At 71.7% G+C, this 25,028-nt stretch carries 24 protein-coding genes; 11 read left to right on the top strand and 13 right to left on the bottom strand.

Translation table 11 applies throughout. From position 1 onward, the window contains the following. Window positions 1-28: 28 nt before the first annotated feature. Together ACIA8L_RS52905 and ACIA8L_RS52900 are read left to right on the top strand one after the other, a co-directional pair. A complete protein-coding gene (locus tag ACIA8L_RS52905; RefSeq protein WP_395917351.1) occupies window positions 29-1,954 on the top strand; it encodes a DUF2264 domain-containing protein in 1,926 nt (641 codons plus the stop codon). Beyond that, window positions 1,902-2,963: a LacI family DNA-binding transcriptional regulator gene (locus ACIA8L_RS52900; protein ID WP_395917349.1), complete on the top strand. Its 1,062-nt coding sequence runs from the start codon at window positions 1,902-1,904 to the stop codon at window positions 2,961-2,963. The genes ACIA8L_RS52905 and ACIA8L_RS52900 overlap by 53 nt, the downstream gene beginning before the upstream one ends. Here ACIA8L_RS52900 and ACIA8L_RS52895 read toward each other — a convergent pair. Genes ACIA8L_RS52895 through ACIA8L_RS52885 form a run of 3 tightly spaced genes read right to left on the bottom strand, consistent with a single transcriptional unit; the run spans window position 2,960 to window position 6,473 of the window. Further along, complete coding sequence (locus ACIA8L_RS52895) at window positions 2,960-4,591, bottom strand: extracellular solute-binding protein (protein WP_395917450.1); 1,632 nt, start codon at window positions 4,589-4,591, stop codon at window positions 2,960-2,962. The genes ACIA8L_RS52900 and ACIA8L_RS52895 overlap by 4 nt on opposite strands. Before the next feature lie 41 nt (window positions 4,592-4,632). Beyond that, a complete protein-coding gene (locus tag ACIA8L_RS52890) occupies window positions 4,633-5,520 on the bottom strand; it encodes a carbohydrate ABC transporter permease (RefSeq protein WP_395917347.1) in 888 nt (295 codons plus the stop codon). Further along, window positions 5,517-6,473, bottom strand: coding sequence for an ABC transporter permease (locus tag ACIA8L_RS52885; RefSeq protein WP_395917345.1), 957 nt, complete (start codon window positions 6,471-6,473; stop codon window positions 5,517-5,519). Before ACIA8L_RS52885 ends, ACIA8L_RS52890 begins: the two co-directional genes overlap by 4 nt. A 160-nt stretch (window positions 6,474-6,633) precedes the next feature. Between ACIA8L_RS52885 and ACIA8L_RS52880 the strand changes: the two genes are divergently transcribed. Continuing rightward, window positions 6,634-7,632 carry a hydroxyacid dehydrogenase gene (locus tag ACIA8L_RS52880; protein WP_395917343.1) on the top strand — a complete coding sequence of 333 codons (999 nt, stop codon included), beginning with the start codon at window positions 6,634-6,636 and terminating at the stop codon, window positions 7,630-7,632. A 90-nt stretch (window positions 7,633-7,722) separates the two neighbouring features. Continuing rightward, entirely contained in the window at window positions 7,723-8,787 is a 1,065-nt protein-coding gene (locus ACIA8L_RS52875) for a LacI family DNA-binding transcriptional regulator (protein WP_395917341.1), read from the top strand. A 5-nt stretch (window positions 8,788-8,792) separates the two neighbouring features. Here the strand turns inward: ACIA8L_RS52875 and ACIA8L_RS52870 are convergent, their stop codons facing one another. Beyond that, entirely contained in the window at window positions 8,793-11,522 is a 2,730-nt protein-coding gene (locus ACIA8L_RS52870) for a hypothetical protein (protein ID WP_395917340.1), read from the bottom strand. Between the two features lie 146 nt (window positions 11,523-11,668). On the opposite strand from ACIA8L_RS52870, the gene ACIA8L_RS52865 reads away from it, so the two are divergent. Beyond that, the gene (locus ACIA8L_RS52865) at window positions 11,669-12,325 is read left to right on the top strand and encodes a ThuA domain-containing protein (RefSeq protein ID WP_395917338.1); all 657 of its coding nucleotides are present in this window, start codon (window positions 11,669-11,671) and stop codon (window positions 12,323-12,325) included. A gap of 166 nt (window positions 12,326-12,491) precedes the next feature. Here ACIA8L_RS52865 and ACIA8L_RS52860 read toward each other — a convergent pair whose 3' ends face one another. Next, window positions 12,492-12,926, bottom strand: a complete 435-nt coding sequence (locus ACIA8L_RS52860; RefSeq protein ID WP_395917337.1) for a GntR family transcriptional regulator — start codon at window positions 12,924-12,926, stop codon at window positions 12,492-12,494. 493 nt (window positions 12,927-13,419) lie between these two features. Between ACIA8L_RS52860 and ACIA8L_RS52855 the strand changes: the two genes are divergently transcribed. Together ACIA8L_RS52855 and ACIA8L_RS52850 are read left to right on the top strand one after the other, a co-directional pair. Then, the gene (locus ACIA8L_RS52855; RefSeq protein ID WP_395917335.1) at window positions 13,420-14,892 is read left to right on the top strand and encodes a helix-turn-helix domain-containing protein; all 1,473 of its coding nucleotides are present in this window, start codon (window positions 13,420-13,422) and stop codon (window positions 14,890-14,892) included. A 33-nt stretch (window positions 14,893-14,925) separates the two neighbouring features. After that, complete coding sequence (locus tag ACIA8L_RS52850; protein ID WP_395917333.1) at window positions 14,926-15,495, top strand: GNAT family N-acetyltransferase; 570 nt, start codon at window positions 14,926-14,928, stop codon at window positions 15,493-15,495. Between the two features lie 37 nt (window positions 15,496-15,532). Here the strand turns inward: ACIA8L_RS52850 and ACIA8L_RS52845 are convergent, their stop codons facing one another. Together ACIA8L_RS52845 and ACIA8L_RS52840 are read right to left on the bottom strand one after the other, a co-directional pair. Then, on the bottom strand, window positions 15,533-16,234 hold the full coding sequence (locus ACIA8L_RS52845; RefSeq protein ID WP_395917332.1) for an alpha/beta fold hydrolase: 702 nt from the start codon (window positions 16,232-16,234) through the stop codon (window positions 15,533-15,535). A 134-nt stretch (window positions 16,235-16,368) separates the two neighbouring features. Further along, window positions 16,369-16,533: a hypothetical protein gene (locus tag ACIA8L_RS52840; protein WP_395917453.1), complete on the bottom strand. Its 165-nt coding sequence runs from the start codon at window positions 16,531-16,533 to the stop codon at window positions 16,369-16,371. On the opposite strand from ACIA8L_RS52840, the gene ACIA8L_RS52835 reads away from it, so the two are divergent. Then, window positions 16,471-16,929 carry a sigma-70 family RNA polymerase sigma factor gene (locus ACIA8L_RS52835; RefSeq protein WP_395917449.1) on the top strand — a complete coding sequence of 153 codons (459 nt, stop codon included), beginning with the start codon at window positions 16,471-16,473 and terminating at the stop codon, window positions 16,927-16,929. The two genes, ACIA8L_RS52840 and ACIA8L_RS52835, sit on opposite strands and share 63 nt — an antisense overlap. Then, a complete protein-coding gene (locus tag ACIA8L_RS52830) occupies window positions 16,926-18,131 on the top strand; it encodes a hypothetical protein (RefSeq protein ID WP_395917331.1) in 1,206 nt (401 codons plus the stop codon). Before ACIA8L_RS52835 ends, ACIA8L_RS52830 begins: the two co-directional genes overlap by 4 nt. 60 nt (window positions 18,132-18,191) lie before the next feature. On the opposite strand, the gene ACIA8L_RS52825 is transcribed toward ACIA8L_RS52830, so the two are convergent. Then, the gene (locus ACIA8L_RS52825; RefSeq protein ID WP_395917330.1) at window positions 18,192-18,629 is read right to left on the bottom strand and encodes a hypothetical protein; all 438 of its coding nucleotides are present in this window, start codon (window positions 18,627-18,629) and stop codon (window positions 18,192-18,194) included. A 49-nt stretch (window positions 18,630-18,678) separates the two neighbouring features. After that, window positions 18,679-19,587, bottom strand: coding sequence for an RNA ligase family protein (locus ACIA8L_RS52820; protein ID WP_395917328.1), 909 nt, complete (start codon window positions 19,585-19,587; stop codon window positions 18,679-18,681). Between the two features lie 60 nt (window positions 19,588-19,647). Here ACIA8L_RS52820 and ACIA8L_RS52815 point away from each other — a divergent pair, with 60 nt between their 5' ends. Continuing rightward, window positions 19,648-20,154, top strand: coding sequence for a SigE family RNA polymerase sigma factor (locus tag ACIA8L_RS52815; RefSeq protein WP_395917326.1), 507 nt, complete (start codon window positions 19,648-19,650; stop codon window positions 20,152-20,154). Beyond that, window positions 20,151-21,143, top strand: a complete 993-nt coding sequence (locus tag ACIA8L_RS52810; RefSeq protein ID WP_395917324.1) for a hypothetical protein — start codon at window positions 20,151-20,153, stop codon at window positions 21,141-21,143. The genes ACIA8L_RS52815 and ACIA8L_RS52810 overlap by 4 nt, the downstream gene beginning before the upstream one ends. 5 nt (window positions 21,144-21,148) lie before the next feature. Here ACIA8L_RS52810 and ACIA8L_RS52805 read toward each other — a convergent pair whose 3' ends face one another. Genes ACIA8L_RS52805 through ACIA8L_RS52790 form a run of 4 tightly spaced genes read right to left on the bottom strand, consistent with a single transcriptional unit; the run spans window position 21,149 to window position 25,020 of the window. Further along, window positions 21,149-22,273 carry a pyridoxal-phosphate dependent enzyme gene (locus ACIA8L_RS52805; RefSeq protein ID WP_395917448.1) on the bottom strand — a complete coding sequence of 375 codons (1,125 nt, stop codon included), beginning with the start codon at window positions 22,271-22,273 and terminating at the stop codon, window positions 21,149-21,151. Between the two features lie 14 nt (window positions 22,274-22,287). After that, complete coding sequence (locus ACIA8L_RS52800) at window positions 22,288-23,439, bottom strand: alanine racemase (RefSeq protein WP_395917322.1); 1,152 nt, start codon at window positions 23,437-23,439, stop codon at window positions 22,288-22,290. Continuing rightward, entirely contained in the window at window positions 23,436-24,374 is a 939-nt protein-coding gene (locus ACIA8L_RS52795) for an ornithine cyclodeaminase family protein (protein WP_395917321.1), read from the bottom strand. Before ACIA8L_RS52795 ends, ACIA8L_RS52800 begins: the two co-directional genes overlap by 4 nt. After that, window positions 24,358-25,020 (bottom strand): transcriptional regulator, encoded by a 663-nt coding sequence (locus ACIA8L_RS52790; protein WP_395917319.1) that lies wholly within the window; start codon window positions 25,018-25,020, stop codon window positions 24,358-24,360. Before ACIA8L_RS52790 ends, ACIA8L_RS52795 begins: the two co-directional genes overlap by 17 nt. Between the last annotated feature and the right edge of the window lie 8 nt (window positions 25,021-25,028).

Raw genomic sequence — 25,028 nt, 5'->3', positions numbered from 1 at the left:
GCGTCGCCGCGACGTAATATGCGTTCCCATGGCGATTGCGCTGCCTCCCCCGGACCGGCAGCGGTCCCCGATCACCGGCTGGACCCGGGCACACTGGGAGGCCGTCGCGGACCGGCTGCTCGATGCCGTCACCCCGTTCGCCGGCCCGGACCACGCACAGATCCGCCTGCCCGGCCGCGCGAGCCGGGCCGGCGTCATCAGCGACGGCCTCGAAGGCTTCGCCCGCACGTTCCTGCTCGCCGCATTCCGCATCGCCGGCTCCGGTCCGCAGCCGCCCGCGCAGCTCATCGATCGGTACACCCGCGGCCTGACGGCCGGCACCGACCCCGCGCATCCGTTCGCCTGGCCACCGCCGGTCGACATGTCGCAGCAGCTGGTCGAGGCCGCCTCGATCGCCTTGGCGCTGCACGAGACCCGCCCGTGGATCTTCGACCGGCTCCCGCCGTCCGCTCGGGAGCGGGTCGTCGCCTGGCTCGCCGGCTGCATCGGCCGGCGCACGCCGGACAGCAACTGGGTGCTGTTCAAGGTCGTGGTGGAGCAGTTCCTGGCCAACGTCGGCGCGCTGCACGACCCGGCCGAGATCACCGGCGGGCTGGACCGCGTGGAGGCCTGGTACGCCGGCGACGGCTGGTACAGCGACGGCACCGGCCACAATTTCGACTACTACAACGGCTGGGCCCTGCACCTGTACCCGATGCTGTGGGCCCGGATGAGCGGCGACCGGGGCCGCGCCGCGCGCTACGCGGACCGGCTGCGGCTGTTCCTGGCCCAGTATCAGCACTTCTTCGCCGCCGACGGCGCACCGGTGCACCAGGGCCGGTCGCTCACCTACCGGTTCGCCACGGTCGCCCCGCTGTGGCTCGGTGCGCTGACCGAGGCCACCCCGCTCGAGCCGGGCGTGACCCGCCGGATCGCCAGCGGCGCGCTGCGGCACTTCGTCGAGCGCGGCGCGCCCGACGAGCGGGGGCTGCTGACCCTCGGCTGGTATCACGAGTTCCCGCCGATGGCCCAGCGCTACTCCGGCCCCGGCTCGCCGTACTGGGCGGCCAAAGCCTTCCTCGGACTCCTGCTGCCGGCCGACCATCCGGTGTGGACGGTCCCGGAACGGCCGGCGCCGATCGACACCGCGGACACCGTCCTCGCGCTGCCGGCGCCCGGCTGGCTGCTGCACACCACCCGCGACGACGGCATCGTGCGGCTGGTCAACCACGGCAGCGATCGAGCCGACCGGCCGCAGCACGGTGCCCGGCCCGACCCCAACTACGTGCGGCTGGCCTACACCACCGCCACCGGCCCGGTGCTCGACGCCGGCGACGCCGTCGACGGCCACCTGGCCGTCATCGCGCCCGACGGCAGCGTGTCGCAGCGCCGCCGGATCGAGCGCATCGCCACGGACGCCGCCGGCTACGCCGCCTCCCGCTACACCGACGGCGCCGTCCGCGTGACCACGGTCTCCGTCGTCGACGGGCCGCACGAGGTCCGCGTGCACCTCGTGGAGGCACCGGCCGGGCACCAGGTCCGCGAGGGCGGCCATCCGCTCTCCGGACCACAGCCGCCGGCCGGCGACGGCGAGGCCGCCACGGTCCGGGCCGGCGGCCTCGTCAGCCTGGCCCGGCCACTGGCCGGATTCACCGCGGCCGGAGTCGCCCGGGCCCGCGACGCCACCGCGTTCGGCCCGCACACGGCGACGCCCTACCTGCTGGCCGACCACGCCGGTGGTGCCCGCCTCTACTGCAGCGTCATCGTCCTGGCCGGCGGGCACTTCCCGGCCGCCGGACGGCCGCAGGTGCTGCGGGCGGGCGACGACCGGCTGACGCTGGCGATGGCGGACGGGACGACGGTACACGTGCGAATTGCTCCTGGTTCTGAGCCGGTCGTGGTGTTCGACACTTGGAGGTGCGATGGGACGCCGGCCTCGGGAGCCGGAGGCGGGCACCCGCCCCACCATCCGTGACGTGGCCCGGTCCGCCGGCGTCTCGATCGCCACGGTCTCCCGGGTGCTCGGCGGGCAGCCGAGCGCGACGGCGACCCGGACCCGGGTCCAGCGCGCGGTGCGCGACCTCGGATACGTCGCGAACAGCCACGCCCGGGCCCTGGCCGGCATCAGCACCCGCAACGTGGCCATCGTCGTCAACTCGGTGGTCTCGCCGTTCTACGGCCACATCGCGCAGGCGGTCGAGTCGCAGGCCGCCGAGGAGGGCCGGCTCTGCCTCATCAGCACCACCGGGGGCGACCTGCACCGGGAACTCGCCGCGGTCAAGCTGATGCTGCAGGAGCACACCGACGCGGTGATCCTCGTCGGCAACGTCGTGGACAACGACGAGTACCGCCGGCGGATGGCCGAATACGCGCACGCGCTGGCCGCCGCCGCCTCCCGGCTGGTGCTGTGCGGCCGGCCGCCGCTCGGCCCGCGGGTGCCGGCGATCGCGGTCGAGTACGACAACGCGGGCGGTGCCCGGGCGGCCACCGCCCACCTGCTCTCGGCCGGGCACCGGCGCATCCTCTACCTGGGGCACAAGCCCGGGTTCACGACATCGGAGGGGCGCCTGGCCGGCTACCGCGCGGGACTGGCCGCCCACGGTGTCGAGCCCGACGAGTCCCTCGAGGTCACCGGCGTCAACCTGGAGCGCGCCGAGGGTTACCGGCTGATGCGCGAACGGCTGCGGGCCGGGGCGCCGGACTTCACCGCGGTGTTCGCCGCCAACGACCAGCTCGCCGCCGGCGCGCGGCAGGCCCTGCTGGGGCACGGGCTGCGGGTGCCCGAGGACGTCTCGCTGGTCGGCTACGACGACCTGCCGCCGGCCGCCGACATCGGCCTGACCACCGTGCACCTGCCCCACGACGAGCTCGGCCGCACCGCCGTCCGGCTGGCCCTGGGCCGCGCGCCGGACCGCGCGGAGGACCACGTGGTGCTGGGCACGCACGTGGTCGTCCGGCAGTCGGTCCGGCCGCTGACCCGCTAGTTCGCGGCGGCCTGCCGCTCCTTGGCCAGCTCGGCGGCGACCTGGTCGCCGCCGGCCTGGCGCCACTGCGCGACGACGTCCTTCCACGCGGCCAGGTCCTTGCGGCCGAAGGTGACCGCGGCGATGCCGTCGCCGATGATCTGGTTGAGCTGGGCGCCCTTCGCGCTCAGGGTCGCCGACCGGAGCCCGACGGACGCGTCCGGCACGGCCTTGGGCATCGTCGCCTTCTCCCACTCGTAGGCGGACTTCGCGACGGCCGGGAAGCCGGGCAGGTAGATCACCGACGGCGCGGTGCCGATGTACCGCGTCGGCAGCAGGTTGCTGTTCTCCGAGTCGTACAGCGGCAGCGTCTTGATGCCGTTGCCGTCCTTGGTGAAGTGCTTGCCCTCGACGCCGTAGTTGGCCAGCTCGTACTCGCTGGACCCGAACGGCGCGCTGAGGTAGTTGACGATTCGCAGCAGCAGCTTGATGCGCGCGTCGTCGGCCTTCTTGAACGTGGCGAAGCCGAACATGCCGGCGCCCTGCCACGGCGTGGCGTTCGGCCCGTAGGGCCGGCCGAGGCCGAGTTCGAACCGGTTGTTGATGGTGGTCAGGCTCTGCAGCGCCAGCGCGCCGAACCCGTCGCTCATCGAGGCGAGGCTGCCGTTGGCGAACTGGGTCTTCACGTCGGTGATGCTGGCCGTGAGGCTGTCGGGGTAGTGCGCGCCGGCCGCGACGATCTGCCGCATCACGTCGAGGGCCTGCTCGAACTGCGGGGTGGCGATCGTGTGCGTGAACGTGCCGCCGGATTCGGCCCAGGTGTTGGGCGCGCCGAGCGAGCCGGCGTGGTAGGTGATCGCGCCGAGCCCGCTGAAGAGTGTCTTGGACCAGCCGATGCCCCACTTGCGGTCCCGGGTGAGCCTGCGCATCGCCTCGAGGTACTGGTCCTTGTTCCACTCCAGGGGGACGCCCGCCTGGTCCAGCATGGTGCGGTTGACGAACAGGCTGTTCGCGGGCTTCGGCCGCTCCAGCGGCACGCCGTAGATCCGCCCGCCGACGCGGCCCATGCCCTTCCAGGCGTACGGCGGGATGTTGGCGATGTTCGGGTACTGCTTCACCGCGTCGCCGCCGAGGTGGCCGGACAGGTCGGCGCACTTGGCCTGCACGAACTCCAGCGCGTTGGGCAGCGCCAGGTTGGTGAACATGATGATGTCGGGCAGGTCGTTGCCGGAGGCCATCAGCGTCGTCATCTTCTGGCCGTACTCGGCGTCGGGCACCACGATGACGTTCAGCTCGACGTTGAGCGCCTTGTTCACCGCCTGCCAGAACTGGTTGTCCCCAACCGGCCGGGGCGGGGCCGCGAACGTGATGACCATCGCGGTCACCTTGGAGCCGTCGCCGACGGTCTCCGAGACGGAGGGTTTGACCTGCTGCGGATAGCTCAGGTAGAGCGGCTGGACGCCGGTGTCGGTGCCCGGGCCGTCCGGCTTCGGGCCGTTGAACGGCACGTACGCCGGCCAGGGGACGAGGTCCTTGTTCGCATTGGAGACGTCCGCCGGGCCGCCGCCGTCGCCGCACGCGGCCAGCAGGGGCGCGCCGATCAGGCCGGCGCCGGCGAGCTTGAACAGGCTGCGGCGCTGCAAATACATGGACACGCTGATCCTCTTCCTGGGGTGTGAGGTGAGGTGCGCTATGCCTTGAGGGCGCCGGTGAGCACGCCCTTGACGAAGTACCGCTGCACGAACGGGTAGACGCAGACGATCGGCAGCGTGGCCAGGACGACCACGGCCATCTGGATCGACTGCGGGGAGGCGCCCGCCGCCTCGGCGCTGTATTCGGTCATCGCCGCGCCGCCGGTGACGTACTGGCGCAGCACCGTGCCGATGGGCCAGCGGGTCTGGTCGTTGAAGTAGATGATGGCCTCGAAGAACCGGTTCCAGTACGCGACCGCGTAGAACAGCCCGATGACCGCGATGACGGCGCGGGACAGCGGCAGCACGACGCGGCGCAGGATGGCGAACTCGCCGGCGCCGTCGATCCGGGCGGCGTCGAGCAGCTCGGCCGGGATCGACTGGAAGAACCCGCGCATCACCACGAGGTTGAACACGTTGACGAGGAACGGCAGGATCAGCGCGGCGTACTGGTCGAACAGGCCGGTGCCGCGCACGACGAGGAACAGCGGCACCATGCCCGGCGGGAACAGGAACGTGAAGAGCACGAGCAGCAGCATCGGCTTGCCGCCGTAGACCCGCGGCCGGCTCAGCGTGTAGGCCAGGCCGATGGTGCAGGCCAGGCTCAGGGCGGTACCGACAATGGTGACGCCGGCGCTGACCAGCAGCGCGCGGGTCACGATGCCGCCGCGCAGCACGGCGTCGTAGGCCTCGGTGGACCAGTCCCGCGGCCAGATGACCCAGCCGCCGCTGCGGATGACCTCCTGCGGGTCGGCCAGGCTCGTGGCCAGGACCGTCCACATCGGCAACAGCACGAGCAGCACGATGACGGCCAGGGCGACGCCCTTGAGCGCCCGCACGGCGAGGCTCGGTCGCCCCTGCCACGCGGGGTATGCGGCCTTGCTCATCCCCTGTACACCCCCTGCTCGCCGAGCCGGTGCGCGATCTTGTTCGCGGCGTAGATGAGCGCGACGCCGATGACGCCCTTGAACAGGCCGACCGCGGCCGCGTAGCCGAAGTCGCCGTCGGCGAAGCCGGCGTAGTAGACGAACGTGTCGAGCACCTCGCCGACCTCCGGCCCGACGGCCTGGCGCTGCAGGAAGAACTGCTCGAAGCCGATGGACAGGAACTCGCCGAGCCGCAGCACGAGCAGCAGGACGATGACCGGCCGGATCGAGGGCAGGGTGACGTGCCACAGCCGCCGGCCCCAGCTCGCCCCGTCCATCGCCGAGGCCTCGTAGAGCTGCTGGTCGACCTGGGTCAGCGCGGCCAGGAAGATGATCGTCGCCCAGCCGCACTCCTTCCAGATCACCTGCGCCACCACGAGCGGCCGGTACAGGTCCGGATCGCCGATGATGTGGACGCCGCCGACGCCGAGGTCGGCCAGCGCGCCGTTGAGGACGCCGGCGCCGCCGAGCATGTGCTGGAACAGCGCGATGACGATCACCCACGACAGGAAGTGCGGCAGGTACACCACGCTCTGCACGAACCGCCGCAGCACGTCACCGGCGATGCTGTGCAGCAGCAGCGCGAGGGCGAGGGGCGCCGGGAAGAAGAAGACCAGCTGCAGCACGGCGATGAGCAGCGTGTTGCCGACCGCGCTCCAGAACCGCGGGTCGGCGAACATCCGCTGGAAGTTGTCCAGGCCGACCCACTGGCTGCCGCCGATGCCGAGGAACGGCACGTAACGCTGGAACGCCAGCACGTTGCCGAACAGCGAGCCGTAGTGGAAGACCAGGAAGTACAGCAGCCCGGGGACCGCCAGCAGGAGCAGCACCCGATCGGTGCGCAGACGGCGCCGGGGTGACGGAGCGGCCGGAGGCTCGGCGGGGGCCTCGGCATCGGTTCTGAGCTGTGTCATCGCCATCCGCCCAACACCTTCCAGGCCGGTCGCGCATCACAAGGGAAACACGGTGGCCACGAAGATAAAACGGTTACACAAACTCCGTCAAGTACAGCAGCTGGTGGTAGCGTGGCTTGGCGCGGAAACGTTTACATAGGCCGACTTTAGGAGCGTGCCAGTGCCCCGTCGACCCCACGCAGTGTTCGCCCTCGCGCCGTGGGCGCGGGACGGCGCCTTCCCACCCGACGTCCTGGACCGCCTGTGCCGGCTCGTCGACATCGACCCGGCCCTCACCGTGACCTCGTTCGGCGACCCGGCCGCGGTGGCGGCGCTGGGCCGGGCCGAGATCCTGATCTCCGGGTGGGGCTGCCCGCACATCGACGCGGCGGTCCTCGACCTCGCGCCGCGACTGCGGGCCTGCGTTCATGCCGCCGGTACCATCAAGAAACTGCTGGACCCGGTCGTGTTCAGCCGGGGGCTGACCGTGTCGACGGCCGCCGCCGCCAACGCGGTCCCCGTCGCCGAATACACCGTCGCGATGCTGGTGCTCGGCTCGAAGCAGGCGTTCACCCGCGGCCGCCGCTACGCCGCCGAACAGCGCGGCGACGGCTCGACCGCCACCGGCCTGCTGGGCTGCACCGTCGGCATCATCGGCGCGTCGCGGATCGGCCGGCTGGTGCTGGAGCGGCTGGCCACCTACGACGTACGACCGCTGCTGTACGACCCGCACATCACCGCGGCCGAGGCGGCCCGGCTCGGGGCCGAGCTGGTCGACCTCGACACCCTGTGCCGGCGCAGCGACCTGCTCAGCATCCACGCACCGTCGCTGCCGGAGACCCGCCACCTCATCGACGCCCGCCGCCTCGCCCTGCTCCGCGACGGAGCCGTCCTCGTGAACACGGCCCGCGGCGCCCTCGTCGACACCGAGGCCCTCACCCGGCAGTGCGCGACCGGCCGGATCTCCGCCATCCTCGACGTCACCGAGCCCGAGCCGCTGCCGGCCGGCCATCCCCTGCTGCGGCTGGACAACGTGTTCGTCACCCCGCACATCGCCGGCGCGCAGGGCCGGGAGCTGCGCCGCCTCGGCGAGTTCGCCACCGCCGAGATCGACCGCCTGCTGCGCGGCGAGCCCTTGCACGGCGCGGTGAGCGAGGCCCAGCTCACCCTGATCGCCTGAGGAGCGCCGACGGCGCGTGGTTTGACAGGCCGCGGTACCACCGTGAAAACTTCGTGTAATCGCTTTCATTCCTGTTACACGGGAGGTTCGATGGCACGTCGGCCCGCGCCGCCGGACGCCAGCCGCCGGGCGACCATCCGGGACGTGGCCTCGGCCGCCGGCGTGTCGATCGCCACCGTGTCGCGGGTCCTGGGCGGGACCTACCCGAGCGCGCCCGTGACCCGCAGCAAGGTGATGCGGGCCGTGCGCGATCTCGGCTACGTCGCCAACAGCCACGCCCGGGCCCTGGCCGGGATCAGCACCAAGAACGTCGCGATCATCCTCAACTCCGTCGTGTCGCCGTTCTACGCCTACGTGGCCCAGGCCGTGGAGACCCAGGCCGCGCAGGAGGGCCGGCTCGTCCTGATCAGCACCACCGGCGGCGACCTGCGGCGGGAGCTCGGCGCGGTCAAGCTCATGCAGGAGGAGCACGCCGACGCGGTGATCCTCGTCGGCAACGTGGTCGACAGCGACGAATACCGCAAACGCATGGCCGAATACGCGCACGCGCTCGCCTCCGCCGGCTCGCAGCTCGTCCTCTGCGGCCGGCCGTCGCTCGGGCCGGACGTGCCCGCGATCGTGGTCGAGTACGACAACGCGGGAGGCGCCCGAGCGGCGACCGGCCACCTGCTCTCGGCCGGGCACCGGCGCATCCTCTACCTCGGCCACAAGCCCGGCTACACCACCTCGGAGGGGCGCCTTTCCGGGTACCGCGACGCCCTCGACGGCTACGGCGTGCCCTTCGACGCCGGGCTGCGGGTCGACGGGGCGACGCTGGAGCGAGCCGAGGGGCACCGGCTCATGCGCGAGCGGCTGCGGGCCGGCGAGCCGGACTTCACCGCGGTGTTCGCCGCCAACGACCAGATCGCCGCGGGAGCCCGGCAGGCGCTGCTCGAACGCGGGCTGCGCATCCCCGAGGACATCTCCCTGATGGGCTACGACGACCTGCCGCCGGCGGTGGACATCGGGCTCACGACGGTGCACCTGCCGCACGACGAGCTCGGGCGGACGGCGGTGCGCCTGGCCCTGCGGCGCGACCGCGACGCCGTGGACGACCACGTGGTGCTGGGCACGCACGTGGTCGTCCGGGACTCGGTCCGCCCGGTGACCGCATAGCCGGATCAGATCTGGTCACCGACCAGGGCCAGGACCTGGAAGGCGGCCAGGCCGTACTGGGCGCTGGCGTTGGTGAAGAAGCCGGCCTCGTCGACGGGGTTGAGCACGGCGGAGCCCTCGACGCGCCGGGACGCGAACGACATCGAGTCCGGGTAGCCGTTGGCGCCGGTGCGCAGCTCCTGCCAGGCCCGCTTGGCCAGGGCGGGGTCGCCGAGCTGCGCGGCGGCGTAGGCGGTGGCGCGGGCATACGCCTGGCGCAGGTTCAGGTTGCCCCAGGACGCGCCGGTGGCGGCGAGCTGGTCGGCGGCCGGTGCGTTGTACAGCCGGCAGAACGTGACCCACTGCTGCTTGACGGCGGCGTCGCCGGTGAGCGCGATCAGCTCGGTCATCACCTCGATGAGGCCGAAGACGGAGCTCAGCGCACCGACGGAGACGCTGCGCTCGGTCATCGGCGCGTACTTCCCGTCGGCCAGGTCGCACTTCGGGTCGCCGCCCTGGGCCCAGCCGTTGGGCAACGCCGCGATGGTGCTCGCCCCGTTGAGCAGCTTGGTCCGGGCGATCGGGTCGCCGCCGCGCTCCCACTCGGTCAGCCAGGCCATCGCGAGGGAGCCCCAGTCGGTGGTGGTGCCGATCGCGAGAGCGGCCGGGTCCGGCGTGTACGGCGCGGTGCGGATCTTGCGCAGCGGGTCGAGGACGAGGAACGTCTTGTCGGCGTCGATGAGCGAGTGCAGCACGTCGCCGACGCGCTCGTCGGCGGTCAGGAAGTACAAGAAGCGCTTGTATCCGGCGTTGGAGATGCGGACCTGTTTGGCGCTGTCGGCCCAGTGCATGACGCCGTGGCGGGTGCCGAGCCCTTTGTACTTGCCGAGGTGGTACATGTCGACCTCGCCGGTGTGGCGGGTCATCGCCTCGGCGAAGCGGAACGCGGTGGCGTCGCCGGAGCGCAGGTAGTGGTACCACAGCCACAGGTCGCTGGAGAGCTCGGAGTTGTCCCAGGCGTAGCCGCCGACGTCGTAGCACCAGGTGTGCCGGGTCGGGTCGTAGGTGTGCATGATGTCGCCGTAGTCCCAGAAGCCGTACCAGTTGTGCTGATCGACCTGGCTGAGGTGGAAGCGGTGCAGCTGGTCGAGCCGGTCCTCGAGGGCGGCCTTCGCCGGCACCGTGCGGTCGACCGGTGCCCACGAGCCGAAGACGCCGGCCGCGTGGTTGTGCTGGGGGCTGCTGACCAGCAGCGGCGGGGTCCGGTTGGCCGCCGCCAGCTCGGCGAATCGCGCGGTCGTCGGCGTCGCGCCCAGGGCCCAGAACATCAGCTCGGTGGTGCGGGCGATGCCGTACGGGGAGCCGAAGCCGGGCTCGTAGTCCTCGTAGGTGATCTCGAGGCCCTCCAGCTGCTCCGGGTAGGTGTCCTGGCCCAGGCCGTCGTGGTAGAACCGCAGGTCCATCGCGGCCGCGCGCGGTGACCAGAGCCAGACGGTGGCCGTGGCGTTGTCGGTCGCGGCCCCGCCGATCTCGAGCTCGGTCGGGTGCAGCTGCCAGAAGTTGCGCATGCCGAAGGCGAGGCCGCCGCCCGGGGTGCCGACGTAGGCCAGGCCGGACGCGCGTTCGCCGCCGTCGACCCGGACCCAGCTGTGCCCGGGCCTGGTGCGCTTGGCGATCTCGAAACCGTTGGCGGTGAGCTGGCGCAGGCTGTAGTCGCCGAACGCCGGGATGTACTGCAGGCGCGTGGTGACGCGAGTGTCCCAAGTGGACGCATCGGGGGTCGCACGGCCCTCGTACTGGGCCTGGCGCACGGCCGCGCCCGGATCGCGGCGCAGGCCGGTGATGCCCTGCACCGCCTCGGCCAGCACGCCGGCGCCGGTCCCCGCAAAGCGAACGTGGCGGTTGTACTGTTCTGCGCGCATCGGCACCGTGAACTGCACGCCGAGGCCATTGATGAAGTCCTTGCGCTCATCACCGTCGAACGTGAGCGAGTGCACAACCCGGATCGCGTCCGAGCCCGCATAGATGTAGAAGCGCAGCACGAACGGCAGCCAGCGCCGCTTGCCCTGCTGGTGCCGGCCCTCGACCCGGACAACGGCCCGCACCGGGCCGCTCTGTTCGACGGTGACGGCTTCGACAGTACCCGTGAAGGCCTCGGTTTTGATGGTTGCGGGCTGGTCGCTGCTCGGCTTGTCCTGCACGGATGCGACGAGCCGGCCGTCGCGGGCGATCACGGTGTCGCCGCGCTTGATGGTGTCCACGACGGTGCCGCCCGCGCGGTTGAAGGCGACGGTGATGGCGCCGGTGCTGACCACGATCTGCTTGCCCGGCTGGACGGTGACCGCCGCGGCCGCGGCGGCGGGCGCGCCGGCGGCGAGGCTGTAGGTGGCGGCGCGCGGGGCGGCACCGCTGATGGCGTGGGCGGTCCACTTGACCGAGCCGTCCGGCCAGAACCCCGTCGTCCACGACTGCAGGGGTACCGTCGCGCCGCCCTCGGCGGTGAGCGAGAACTGCTGGCCCGGGGCGAACGCGCCGCGCGGCCACGGGACACCCCAGGTCGCTCCGGCCGCGAGCTCGGCCGGGGCCACATTCTCGAGCCAGTGCAACGGGACCGGGTCATGGCCGGTGTAGACGATGTCCGGGTCGGGTTGCGGCGGGGCCGCGGATGCCTGGGCGCCGCGGGCCAGGGGGACGGCCGCCGCGGTTCCGGCGGCGGCCGCGACGGTGAGCACCGAACGTCGGCTGATCTGAGCCAATGCGAGTCAACTCCTCGGAGAGCACGCAGGTGGACGGGCCAGCGAGGAAGGGGTGTCGGCGCCGGCCGGACGCTATTAAAGCGTTTACAGTGATCGATGGGACCACATGCGTCTTTAACAGTCAAGGAGCTGTAGGATACGGTTACATGAGACTGCGGATTCTGGTGTACAGCCGCACGACCGACTACCGCCACGACTCCATCCCGGCCGGAGTCGCCGCGCTGCGGACCCTCGGCCGCACCCACCGGTTCGACGTCGAGGCGACCGAGGACCCGGCGGTGTTCGACGAGCTCGACCGGTTCACGGCGGTGGCGTTGCTCAGCACCAGCGGCAGCATCGGCGGCCCGGCCGCCCGCGCCGCGCTGGAGTCCTTCGTCCGCGCCGGTGGCGGGTTCGCCGGCATCCACGGCGCGGCGACGACGGAGTACGAGTGGCCGTTCTTCGGCACGCTGATCGGCGCCTGGTTCGACCGCCATCCACACGTCCAACCGGCGCGCATCATCGTCGAGGACCGGGCCCACGCCTCGACCGCCCACCTGCCGGAGGTGTGGACGCGCACCGACGAGTGGTACGACTTCCGCACGAACCCGCGGCCGTCGGTCCGCGTGCTGCTGCGCGCCGACGAGTCGTCGTACGAGGGCGGCACCATGGGCCCGGACCACCCGCTGGCCTGGTGCCACGAACACCTCGGCGGGCGCTCGTTCTACACCGCGCTCGGCCACACGACCGAGTCCTACGAAGAGCCAGCCGTCCTCCAACATCTGCTGGGCGGCCTACGCTGGGCCGCCCGAATGGGCCCTTAACTCGTAGCCGGCGGCCACGATGCCGCCGTAGGCAGCGTTCCGAATCGGAAAAGCTGCCGGCCCGTCCGCGCTTCATCGCGGGCCGGCACGTGCAGCGGTAGGCGTCCGCAACGTCACGCGCCGCAGGGGGTTTCGACGTACGCATTGTGCTCAAGCCGGGCCAGCGTCACCGGGGCCCACCCCTGGTCTCCGCCCCGTGCGACAACATGCACACCTCGACCCGATCGGCCGGGTACAACATTTCGCCTCCTCCGGCCCTGACAAGCAGCAGCGGCACACCCTCCACCATCCCGAACCGATCGCGCTCCACCGGCGTCGGCATCCGGGCCGTGACCCGTGCCGGTCCGACCACCGACACCTGCTCGACCGGCAGTTCCCGTCGCACCGCGGATCGACGGCCGCGAACCGACACAATCAGCCCCTCGGATCGGAGCACGGTGAGGCCCTTGCGGACCACCTCACGGCTCACGCCGCAGACCGCTGCGATTTCTGATTCACTGAGCAATTCGGCGCCGGCGGCAATCTCGCCGGTCGTGATGCGCTTCCGCAGCGCGTCGGCGACCTGCAGATACAACGGGATTCCCGACTCGTGGTCAATCATGATGGAACCCATGACGCAGCGTCGGTCCACGGCGATCTGACGGCGAACCGATCAGCCGGCAACACCCGCACACTGCCATCGGCGCCATGAAGGTCGAGAACGACGGCACCGGGTGGTAGCCCAAGCCGCTTCGCCTCCTGTGGCTCAAGGACCCGTGCACCAAGCCAGCCGTTCTCGGGTAAGGCGACAACAGTCATCGGCCGCGGCCCAGGTAGCTGCGCAGCCATGTCACGCGAAAGCTCTCGTGCGTTCACCAGCAACCCTCCTTTCATTCCGCCAGCACGTCACCGCAGGATCCTCGCGGCCACGCCGTCCGGTCACGTGTGAACCCTGACAGGGCATGTCGCCCGCACCCAGCCCAAGGTGGTATGCCAAGGCGGGATAGCGCGCCGGGTTCATTGACATAGGTCAACCACTGGCACAGACGGGTGCTCATCACCTCCTGCCGACAGGTACGCTGCAGCGAAGAGTCGACCGCCCCGGGGAAATCGTCATGCCAACCGATGCATTCGGATCCGTTCGTTTGCCCGCCGAGTTCTGGCAACGCGCCGAAGTCCGCACCGCCCTCGACCATCGCGACTTCGGCGCCCTGTTCCACCTCATCGCGAAACGCGGATACAGCCAGACCCGTATCGGCGCCGCGGTCGGCATGACGCAAAGCCATATCAGCAACATCGTGCGCGGCCAACGTCGAGTCACCGCACAGGACGTCATCACGCGCGTCGCCGAGGGCCTCACAATGCCCGACCACGCACGCCACGCCCTCGGTCTCGCGCCTACATCCGCAACGAAGGACGAGGTGCCCTCCGCAGTTGCCACGACGAACACCAGCGGTCGAGCCGGTGGCAGTTCACAGTCGGCCGGCCTCCCTGTCGACAGCGTCGAAAGCGACGTACCGTCAGAAGTCATGAAGCGACGAAGCCTCATATCGCTGGCCACTACCGCTGCTGCGTTCGGAGTCGCGTCCACTGCGGCCGGCCCGATTGCTTCGCTCCTGAGCAGTGAGACCGCCCGCCACGCCCTGCTCTCCGCCTCGATGGACACCGACGCCGGCCTCGACATCGACGAGCTGGACCAGATTGTTCTTGACTACGGGGTCGACTACCTCGTGACATCACCGGCAGAACTGCGGCAACGTCTCACCGCCGATATACTCGTCGTCCAGCTTGGCACCGCCCAGGCCGGCACCGCCGCACAGCGGGAGAGGCTTCGGCGTATTGGCGCCGTGCTGGCGACCTTCATGGCGAAGACCACCTCCAATCTGGGCGACCTCGCCGGCGCCCGCAGATGGTGGCGTGCGGCCAGCCAAGTCGCGGATAGATCCGGCGATCCGGCCACCGTGTTGTGGGTCCGCGGGCAGGAGATAATCCGCGCGCTCTACGACCGCCGCGATATCAATGACATCCTGAGGCTCGTCGACCGGACGGAGCCGATCGCCGCCAAGTCCGAGATGTCAGCGCTGCCCTCCTTCATGAGCGGCAAAGCCCAGGCCTTCGCCGCAGCAAGCATGGCAAAGGAGGCGCGGACGGTGCTCGAGCAGCTAGACGGCATCTACTCCAAGCTACCGACCGAAATGACGGCGGTACGCGATCGGGAGTCGGATCTGCAATGGCCACACACGAAGTACTTGTTCACGGCGAGCTACGTGCACGCCCGCTGCGGCTCACTGGCGGACGCGTACAACGCTCAGGAAGAGGCTTTGCGGGAGTATCTGCCCAGCCATGTTCGCGCGGTCGCGCAGATCAACCTGCACCGAGCGCTGTGCATGGTTACCGCCGGCGACCCGGTGGGCGGGTTGCAGTACGCCCAGCAGACGATGTCAAAGCTTCCGAGTTCTCATCACGTTCGCCCCGTCATCGATGGCGCCCACACGGTGCTGGCTTCAGCGTCCGAGCATCAGCGCGCCCAAGCCGCTTGTGCCGAGTTTGCGAACTACCTGACCGCGCAGGCGGCGACCGAAGCCTAGCCCCACAATCTCGCAGGAGGCTTGGACACTCCCGTGGATATCGATGGATTCGCACTCCGACGCCGCGACGCCGCCGCTGTCTTGACGATGCGAGGGGAAGTCGAGCCGATATACGTTGCCGCGAATACCGGCCGCATCGCCGCCGACCCGTTCTCTCATCCCGATCGCTTCTGGCAGCGCCTCGCCGATATGTACTCCCGGGCGCCGGGATTCGACTTTGTGGGCGGCTATGTCGACGACCAACTGATCGGATACGCATTCGGCTGCACCCGCACCGCGGATCGCTCAGTGGACATCTGGAAGGAGATTCGGACGGCGCTGCCCGGTTTTCCCGTCCCGCCTGAGACGCAGCCGGTCTTCATTTTCAACGAGTTCGCAGTCGATCCCACCTATCAGAACCGGGGATACGGCCGGCGTATTATGGACAGGCTGCTTGGGCACCGGTCGGAACTTGTCGCCAACCTCTTCGTCAGACCAGACAATCCCGCTCGCGATCACTACCGCTCCTGGGGCTGGCTGAAGATCGCCGAGAAGAAGCCGTTCCCCGACTCCCCCACCTTCGAGTCCCTCATCAAGGACCTGCGAACCGGCGAGTGCGCGTAGCTGCCTGCCCGTCCTCTTCCATCGCGGACCGACACGTTCAGCGCAATGCCTCTAGCAGTGTCATGCACTGCCGGGGGCTTTCCACGTGCGCGTTGTGCCCCAGCCCGGCCAGCGTCACGACCGAAGTCCCGTACGACGCGAGCTGCGCATCGGTGTTCATCGGGTCGAGCTCCCCCCGCGCCAGCACAACGTGCGATGCCCCAGCAACCAACGCGTCCATGTCCGGCGCCCCGACCCCGAACGCCGCCGGGTCCAGGGCGAGCCGCCACCGCCCGTCTGCTTCCCGCACCCCGTCCAGGGCCGCCGGATCATCCTCGGCGACCAGCCCGGCCAAACCCGACACCCGCAGATGCCGGGCGACGGCCTCCTCGCGCGTGGCGAACCAGGTGACCGGCCGCTGCGCGAGTGCCCGGGCGCGGTCCAGCTCCTCGGCGCTCCAGGCGACCTTGATCCCCAGCCCGACCACCGCGGCCACCGGAGCCCGGGCGGCCAGCGCGAGCCCGACCACACCCCCGAGCGAGTGGCCCATCACCACGGTGCCCGGCTCCACCAGCGGCACCAGCGCGTCGGCCAGCCCCTCGAACGAATATTCGGAAAGCCCCGCCGCCTTGCCGTGGCCAGGCAGATCCGGCGCCCGCCAGCGGCCCGGCCACCGATCGCGCAGGGCCGGCTCCCACCCCGCCCACACGGCCCCGGTCGCGCCCAACCCATGCAGCAACAGCAGCAGCGGCTCACCCATCCCCGCAGTCTCCCACCGAACGCCGGCCGGGCCGGGCGTTCGGGTCTCGGTACGCTCGGCGCGGTGATCGCCGCTTTCGTCAGCGGCCGGGGAATTGCCGGGGTCGGCGGTAAACCCTTCCGGGCCGCGTCGGCTCATACCGGGTGAACCGCCCACTGGCCGGAGGAGGAACCCATCACGTGCGCCCGGACCGGGAAGAAGATTTCGCGCAGTTCGTCGCGAGCCGAAAACAGACGCTGCACCGCGTCGCGTATCACCTGCTCGGCGATCGGGATCGGGCCGATGACGCCGTGCAGCACTCGTTGACCGTGCTCTACGCGCGGTGGGGGCGGGTGCATGAGATCGAGAACCTCGACGGGTACGTCCACACGATGGTCGTTCGCGAATGTTTTCGTGATCGGCGGCGGTGGCTGGCCCGGGTGCGGCTGTCGCCGGTGACGCCGGACGTGGCCGTCGCGTCCGCCGGCCCGGAGATCGAGCAGCGGATGCTGCTGCGGGCGGCGCTGCGAAGCCTGCCGGAACGCCAGCGGACCGTGCTCGTCCTGCGGTTCCTGTGCGACCGCCCGGTTCTCGAGGTCGCGCAGCTGCTCGGGCTGGCCGAGGGCACGGTCAAGGCGCACACCGCCCGGGGGCTCGACGCGCTCCGGCGGGAGCTGGGGACGTCCGCGGAGCCGACCTCGAGGAGCGTGGCATGAACGACAACCCATTCGCGAATCTCATGCGTGAGGACGTGCCGGACAGCCGCGTCCAGGTCGGCGCGGTCATCGCCGGCGGCCGGGCCCGGGTGCGGCGGCGCCAAGCGGCGACGGTGGTGGCCGCGGCCGCCGCCGTGGTGGTCGTCGTCGGCGGGGCCGCGCTCGCGGCGGTGCGGCCCGAGCCGGTGCGGCCGGACCCGGTCCAGCCTCCGCCGTCCTCGTCCCCGTCACCGTCGGTGCGGTCGTGCCAGGCGGTGCCGCTGCCCGAGCTGGGCGCGCCGGCCTGGGTCGCGGTCGACGCGGCCGGACATTATTTCGCGGGTACTCCGACGACGGCGATCGGCACCGTGAACGTCCTCGGCCCGGAGGGTCTGAGCACGGTCCGATCGTCGGCGCAGAAGCTGATCGTGACCGGGGTCAACGGCAACGGGACGATCATCGGCAACGCGACGAACGACACCGACACCGAGTCCGGCGCGTTCGTCATCGAGAACCGCATGACCGTCCGGCTCAGCCCGCCGCCGGGCGCTCTCGACGTCCGGGCCGCCGCGATCAACGACACCGGCGACGTCGTCGGCGACGCCCGGATGCCCGGCAACACGTTCCAGGCGGTCGTCTGGCGATACGGGAAGTGGAACGAGCCGCAGCCGCTGGCCATCCCGGCCGGCATCGCGATCGGTCCCCTGGCCGCCGGCGGTTCGTCGGCGTACGGGATCGCCGCGGACGGGCGGATCGTCGGCAGCATCGGCAACGGCGCGGCACCGTTCCTGTGGAACGCCGACGGCGGCGGCCACGTCCTCGACGTCCCGGCCGGGAAGCCGGGCGGGATCGCGGTCCGGATCGCCGGCGAATGGGCCCAGGGCACGGTCGATGTGCTCGCCGACACGCACGTGCGGCCGGACGGGCGGCGGGTCGGCAACGCCGAGCCGGAGTCGGTCCGCTGGAACCTGCGCACCGGTCAGGTCCAGCCGATCGAGGCCGGGCATCCGAGCATCGGCGCGGCGGGGCTGCTGCCGGACGGCACTGTGGTGGTCCACGTGCAGAACTACGCCGTGCTGTGGACGGACCGCGGGGTCACCCGGCTGCCGATGCCGAAGGGCAGCACGCACATCCAGATCACCGGAGCCGCGAACGACGGCACGGTCGTCGGGTTCGTCACCGAGGGCGAGCCGGCCGGGGCGTATCGCTGGAACTGCCGGTAGACGCGGCGAAGGCCGGCCACCAACGAGGGTGGCCGGCCTTGAGCCAGGGGTTGCGGCGGGTTACTTGGCAGCGACGCCGTACTGGCCCTCGCCACCCTCGGCGTGGTACTCGGTGCCGTGGGCGAAGGCGCCGTCGAAGCGCTGCTGCAGGGCGTCGAGCTCGGAGAACTCGGCCTGGTGCGAGGACTCGCTGCCCTCGGCGGCGAAGACGTGGTCGTCCTCGGACGCGTCGTGGCTGAAGTTCGTGTAGTTGTCCTGCTCGTAGTGCGCACCGTAGGGCTGGTCGACCTCGACGTGGTTGCCCTGCGCGAAGTCCGTCGACTCAGCCGCGTGGTGGTCGTTCTCGTACACGTTGAACTGGTTGTTGTAGTCAGCCTCCGAGCCGTTGGCCTGGTGCAGCTGGTCCAACGCGTCGTGCTCCTGACCGGCCGAGTACTGGCCGTAGTCGACCTCGTGGCCGCCGTCGTAGCCCGTGTCGCCGGTGTCGTAGTCGCTCATCTTCGGTTCCCCCTGGGAAGTTTGGTTGGTGTCGCTGTTGAGAAGAACGTTACGGGGAACCCGTAGGGGTTGAATCCCGGAAACGTGCCACCACCGCGGCCCGCACCCGGGGCTCCAGATCGTCGCGGGCGCCGAGCATCGGCAACGCGTCCACCAGGTCGATCATCACGTCGAGGACCAGCTCCTCCTCCAGCGCCACGGGGTCGTCCGGGCCGACCTTGGAGCGGGCACCGGCGATCCGGGCCGGGTTGACCAGTGCCGCGGCGAGCGGGCCGACGTCGGCCGGGGCGATGTGCGGGTCCCAGGGCCGGGCGTCGCCGAAGCGGGCCTCGTCGAACTCGGGGATCTTGCGTTTGAGCACGGGCCGGGCCGTCAGGGGCAGGCGGGCGTCGGGACGCAGGACCACACCCTCGGCGAGGTTGCCCTCGAGCGGCGGCAGGCCGAGCATGGCCGGCACCCGGGTCGGGTAGCGGACCGGCACGGCGTCGACCGTGGACCTGGTGCCGCGGGCGAGGAGGGGTACCACGTCGGCCCCGCCCTCCGCGGCGGCCGTCGCGAGCTCCGAGTACAGCCAGGCCGGGCCGTCGTCGCTGACCACGTCGAACAGGGCGAACCGGATCCGCGGGCTGTACCACACGCCGGTCTGCACGGGACTCGCGGCGGGCTCGGGCGGCGTTCCCGGATAGTGACCGCCGTAGAGCTCACCGTACAAGCGAACCGTTTTGCTGCTTTGCAAACAGACGCGGGCCGTGCGCTCCAACGTCGACCGGAGCAGCTGCCAGCCGAAGAACGGCTCGTCGTCGCGCAGCCACGCCTTGCGCTTGCCGACCCGCAGGACAGTGCCGTCGTAGGCGACCACCAGCTGCGCACCGTGAATCTTCTCGGTCGCGATCCACGGGCCCGCTGACGAGGCGCCGGCCAGCACGGCCGGGATCTTCGGGTATGTCACGTGCTCCACCCGCAAAAGTTTCCCCGATCGGCGGTCAACACGGCCGCCGCGGCGAGGACTCTGTGTGGTGTGACGTTCGAGGAGTATGTCGCCGCGCGGGGGCAGGCGCTGGTGCGGTTCGCGGCGCTGCTCACCGGCGACGAGCACCGGGCCGAGGACCTGGTGCAGGACGCGCTGACCAAGGCGTACCTGCGCTGGGCCCACATCCGGCGCGGCGACGACCCGGACGTGTACCTGCGCCGTCTCGTGCTCAACGCGTCCCGTTCGTGGTGGCGGCGGCGGCGCAACCGCGAGGTCGTCGGCATCGTCGACATCGACGCACCCAGGTTGATATTCGTCGACATTGACGAAAGTGGCGCGGTCGATGCGGAGGCCGCTGAGCGCGACGCGCTGTGGCGGCTTATCCGGGACCTGCCCGACCAGCAGCGGGCCGTGGTCGTCCTGCGCTACTACGAGGACCTCGACGACCCGACGATCGCCCGCATCCTCGACTGCAGCGCGGTCACCGTGCGTACCCATGCCATGCGCGCGCTGCACCGCCTGCGCGCCGCCTACCAGGAGGCCACGACGCCATGACCGACCTCGAGAGCCGGCTCACGGCCACCCTGGCCGAGCGGGCCGCGAAGACCCGGACGATCACCGGTCTGGCCGAGCGGGCGGCCCGGCGCGGGAAGACGATTCGGCGCCGCAGATTTGTCGTCGGTACCGCCGCGATCGTCGCTTTGTTGGTGTTCTTGCCCATCACGGTGGGTAGCGGGAACACGACGCTGCCGCTGGAGACCGCGGCCCCGCCCGCCCCGATCGGCACCGACCGCGCCCTGCTGCACTTCGACGTCGACCTGACCCGGCTGCCGCCGGTGCTGGCCGATCGGATCACCGTCACCGAATGGGTTTCGGGCAACGGCTACGAACGCTTCGTCGGCCAGGACAACGACCGCAAGGCGATCGTCACGATCTGGCTCGCCGACACCGCCGAGCGCGCCGACCGGTACGACGCGATGAGCAACGGCTCCGGCACCGGCAACCTGCGCTGGCAACGCGACGGCATCGAGGGCCTGACCGTCCTCAATGCCCTCGATCGCGACCTCCTGCCGCAGGTCACCGACGCGGTCCGGTTCGGCGTGACGCAACGCTGCGTGATGCCGCTGCGCCTGTCCGCGCTGCCCGAGGGCGCCCGCTGGACCGAGTGTCAGACGGCGATCCGCCGCGCCGGAACCCCGGGGACGGTGTGGGTGTACTCGGGCCTGACGCTCCATCGCGCCGACGACCGCACGGTGTTCATCTGGGCCGACAGCGACGAGACCCCGACCGGGAGCAGCCCGAGCTCGTTCGCCGCCGACCGCCAGGTGGCCGGCTATCCCGCGCAGTGGCGCACCGGCTCCGGCTCCTTCGCCAACGGCCTGTGGATCGCCGACTTCGCCGGCATCGACCTCTACATCTCGAACTACGAGACCGACCCGGCCGACTGGTTCACCGTCGAGGAGGCGAGCTGGTACGCCACCCGCCTGACGCCGAGCCGCGACCTGAACGCCCCGTCGACCTGGCCCACCCGCGCGATCGGCTGAGGGCGTCAGGCCGGCGGCTTGGACTTGAGGCCGGTGCCGCACAGCGGGGCGACGACGGCGGGCCGGCCGTCGCCGGGCGGCGGCGCGTCGATCAGGCCGGCCTGGATCGCGGCCCAGCACACCGCCGACGTCGGTTCGACGTAGAGGCCCGCGCGGGCGAGGTCGTCGTGGGCGGCGTGGACCTGCTCGTCGGTGACGGTGACGATCGCGCCCCCGGTGGCCCGGACGGCGTCGAGGATCTGCCGGCCGCGGGCGGGCCGGGCGATGGCGATGCCCTCCGCGACCGTGCCCTCCGCGATGATGTCGACCGGCGCCGGCCGGCCGGCGGCGAACGCGGTGGCCAGCGGCGCGCAGCCGGCCGCCTGGACGGCGACGATCCGCGGGAGCCGGTCGATGAGCCCCTGGTCGCGCAGTTCGACGACGCCGAGGTAGGCGCCCAGGACCAGCGTGCCGTTGCCGACCGGCAGCACCAGCGTGCCGGGCAGCCGCCCGCCGAGCTGCTCCCACAGCTCGAAGACGTAGGTCTTGGTGCCGTGCAGGAAGAACGGGTGGTAGACGTGGCTGGCGTAGAAGACGCCGGGCTCGCCGGCGGCCCTGGTGGCGGCCTCGGCGGTGTCCTCGCGGGTGCCGGGGATCTGGTGGACGGCGGCGCCGTAGGCGCGCAACTGTGCGACCTTGCCGGCCGACGTGCTCGCCGGGACATACACGTCGCAGGCGATGCCGGCCCGGGCCGCGTACGCGGCGACGGCGGTCCCGGCGTTGCCGCTGCTGTCGGCCATGAGCCGGGCGACGCCGAGCCGGGCGGCCAGCGCCGCCAGCAGGACCGCGCCCCGGTCCTTGAAGGACCCGGTCGGCATCAGGTAGTCGACCTTCAGGGCGACCCCGGCCGGCCCGGGCGCGGTGACCAGCGGTGTCATGCCCTCGCCCATGGTGAAATCGAGCGGTTCGCCGATCGGGAGCGCTTCGGCGTAGCGCCACAGGCTCGGCCGGCGCCCGGCGAGCGAGCCGAGGTCCGGCACGGCCGGCGTGAACCCGGTCAGGTCGAGCACGCCGTGGCAGTGCCCGCAGCGCCAGGCCAGCTCGTCCAGGCGGTGGGTGTGCCCGCACGCGGCACACCGCAGCGCGATCATGTTGCGCACCGGTGTCACCAGCCGTTGTGGCGCGGCCAGGCGCCGACGAGCCGGGGCGCGCCGTCGTCGCCCGCCGGGCCGGCGACGACCGCGTATCGGTCGTGCTGGGCGGCGGTGGCGCAGGCGTGGTTGGGCAGGATGCGCAGCCGCGTGCCGATCGGCAGGTCCGGCAGCGGCCCGGCGGTGCCCGGGCGCAGCGCCAGGGTGCCGTGCTCCTGGCTGGCGGCGGTCATGAGCAGGTCCGGGATGAGCCGGCCGGCGAGGTCGGTGACGAGGCCGTAGCCCTGGTCGACGGGCTGGGCGGCGGTGCCGCGGTCGCGGGAGGTGGCCATCCACCCGCCGTCGGTGAGGATCCAGCCCTTGTCGGGCCGGTGGCCGATGACGGTGACGGCGACCGACAGGGCGATGTCCTCCACGGCGCAGACGCCGATGCCGGCCATGACGAGGTCGAAGAAGACGAAGTTGCCGGCCCGGACCTCGGTCACGCCGGCGAGGGCGGTGCCGGTGTGGGCGGTCGGGGTCGATCCGACGCTGACCACGGGGCTCGGCAGACCGGCGGCCCGCAGCGCTTCGGCGGCCCGCACGACGGCGAGCCGCTCCTGATCGGCGTCCCGGCTCTGCTCGCCGGCGGTGGCGGAGAAGTAGGACTCCCCGGCGTGGTCGAGCACGCCGCGCAGTTCCCCGCCGCCGTCGTGCAGCGCGCGGCCGATGTCGATGAGCCGGGGGTCGGTCGCGGCGAGCCCGCCGCGGTGCCCGTCGCAGTCGATCTCGATCAGGGCCGGGATCCGCAGGCCGGCGGCGCGGGAAGCGGCCGCGACCGCCTCGGCCTGGACGAGCGCGTCGATGAGGACGATCAGGTCGACGCCGCGCCGGCGCAGCGCCACCACCCGGTCCAGCTTGTCCGGGGCGAGGCCGACGGCGTAGAGGATGTCGGTGTATCCGGCGTCGGCGAAGTGCTCGGCCTCGGCGAGGGTGGAGACGGTGATCGGGCCGGGCCCGTCGGCGAAGACCCGGGCGCTGACATCGATCGACTTGGACGTCTTGACGTGCAGCCGCAGCGGCACGCCGAGCGCGGCGAGGTGGGCCCGCAGCCGGGCGATGTTGCGGTCGAGGCGGTCCCGGTCGACGACGGCGAACGGGGTCGACGGGTTGGTCAGCGTGGTCATCGGTCCTCACTCGCGGCGGTCGTCCGGGCGTCCTCGGCGAGCAGGGCGGCGGCCAGGGCCAGGTCCTGCAGCGCGAAGCCCGAGCTGTCGAAGACGGTGATGTCGTCGGCGCCGGTCCGGCCGGCCGCGGTGCCGTGCAGGACGTCGCCGAGCGCGGTGATCGCGGCGGTGGCGGGTGCGTGCTGGAGCTCGCCGATCGTGCGGGACTGCTCGGTGAGGTCGCAGAACAGCCGGGCCCGGGCGTAGAGGCCGGTCGGCAGCTCCTGCTTGCCGGCGGCGTCGGCGCCCATCGCCGAGACGTGGGTGCCGGGCCGGACCCACTCGGCCGCGAACAGCGGCTGCCGGGCGGTGGTGGCGGTCACCAGCACGTCGGCCGCGCGGCAGCCGTCCTCGACGCCGGCGACCGCGACGCTCGCCGTGGTCACCGCCCGCAGCCGGCGGGCCAGGTCCTCGGCGGCGGCCGGGCGCCGCCCGGCGATGAGGATGGTGTCGATCGGGCGCACCTTCGCGACCGCCCGCGCCTCGTGCAGGGCCTGGTGGCCGGCTCCGATCACGGTCAGCACCCGCGCGTCGGCGCGGGCCAGGGCCTGCACGGCGAGGGCGTCGGCGGCCGCGGTCCGGTAGGCGTTGGCGGCGGCCGCTTCGACGACGGCGGCCACCCGGCCGGTGCGCTGGTCCAGCACGATCACCACCGAGCCGTGCCGGGCCAGGCCGAGCGCGTCGTTGCCGGGCCAGTAGCTGCCGATCTTGACGCCGGCGCCGGCGGGCATCGCCCCGGACTTGACGGTGAATCGGTTCGCCGGGTCGCTGCCGTGTGCCACGACGACGGGGAACGTCGCACCGTCGCGGGCGGCCAGGAACGCCTCCCGGGCCGCGGCCAGGGCCAGTTCGTCGTTCACCAGCGCCGCCGATCGCCGCTCACTCAGCAGCCGCATCGAGCTTTCCTTCCTCCGCGATCGCGCCCAGGTCGTTGTAGAGGGCGGCCCGGGAGATGCCGAACTGCTTCGCGATCCGGCCCGGTGCTCCCCGGATCGCGAAGACACCGGCGGCCCGCAGGCGCCGGATGACGTGCAGCCGCTCCGCGCGGGTCAGCCGGTGGACCGGCCGGCCCGTCTCGCGCTCGCTGTCGGCGACGACCGACGCCAGCACCTGGTCGAGGTCGCCGGAGAAGACGGTGACCGGCAGCCGCTCGCCGTCCGGGGCCCGGCCGGACAGCTCGGTGAGCAGCTCGGCGGCCCGGGACAGGGCGCTGACGTCGACGTTCACGCACAACGCGCCGAGCAGCGCGCCGTCGGGGCCCCGCAGCGGAAAGGTGGAGCACTTGAGGGTGCGCCCGTCGGCCGTGCGGGTCAGGTAGTTCACCTCGTTGACGGCCGCGTCGCCGGCCGCGAGGACCCGCAGGCCGATCTGGCTCATCGCGTCACCGGGGCGGCGACCGGTCACGTCGCCGCCGACGGCCACCACCGAGTGCTCGGTGTCGGAGTAGTCGTGCAGGACCACCTCACAGGTGCGGCCGAACGTCTGCGCCAGGCCCTCCACGACCGGGCGCAGCGCGGCGAAGATCGCTGCTGCACTGTCCACGGGCCCAC

Source organism: Dactylosporangium sp. NPDC051541 (genome assembly GCF_044454505.1).
Taxonomy (GTDB): domain Bacteria; phylum Actinomycetota; class Actinomycetes; order Mycobacteriales; family Micromonosporaceae; genus Dactylosporangium.
Note: the sequence above shows the minus strand (reverse complement) of the source record. Positions and strands in the feature narration are given on the sequence as shown.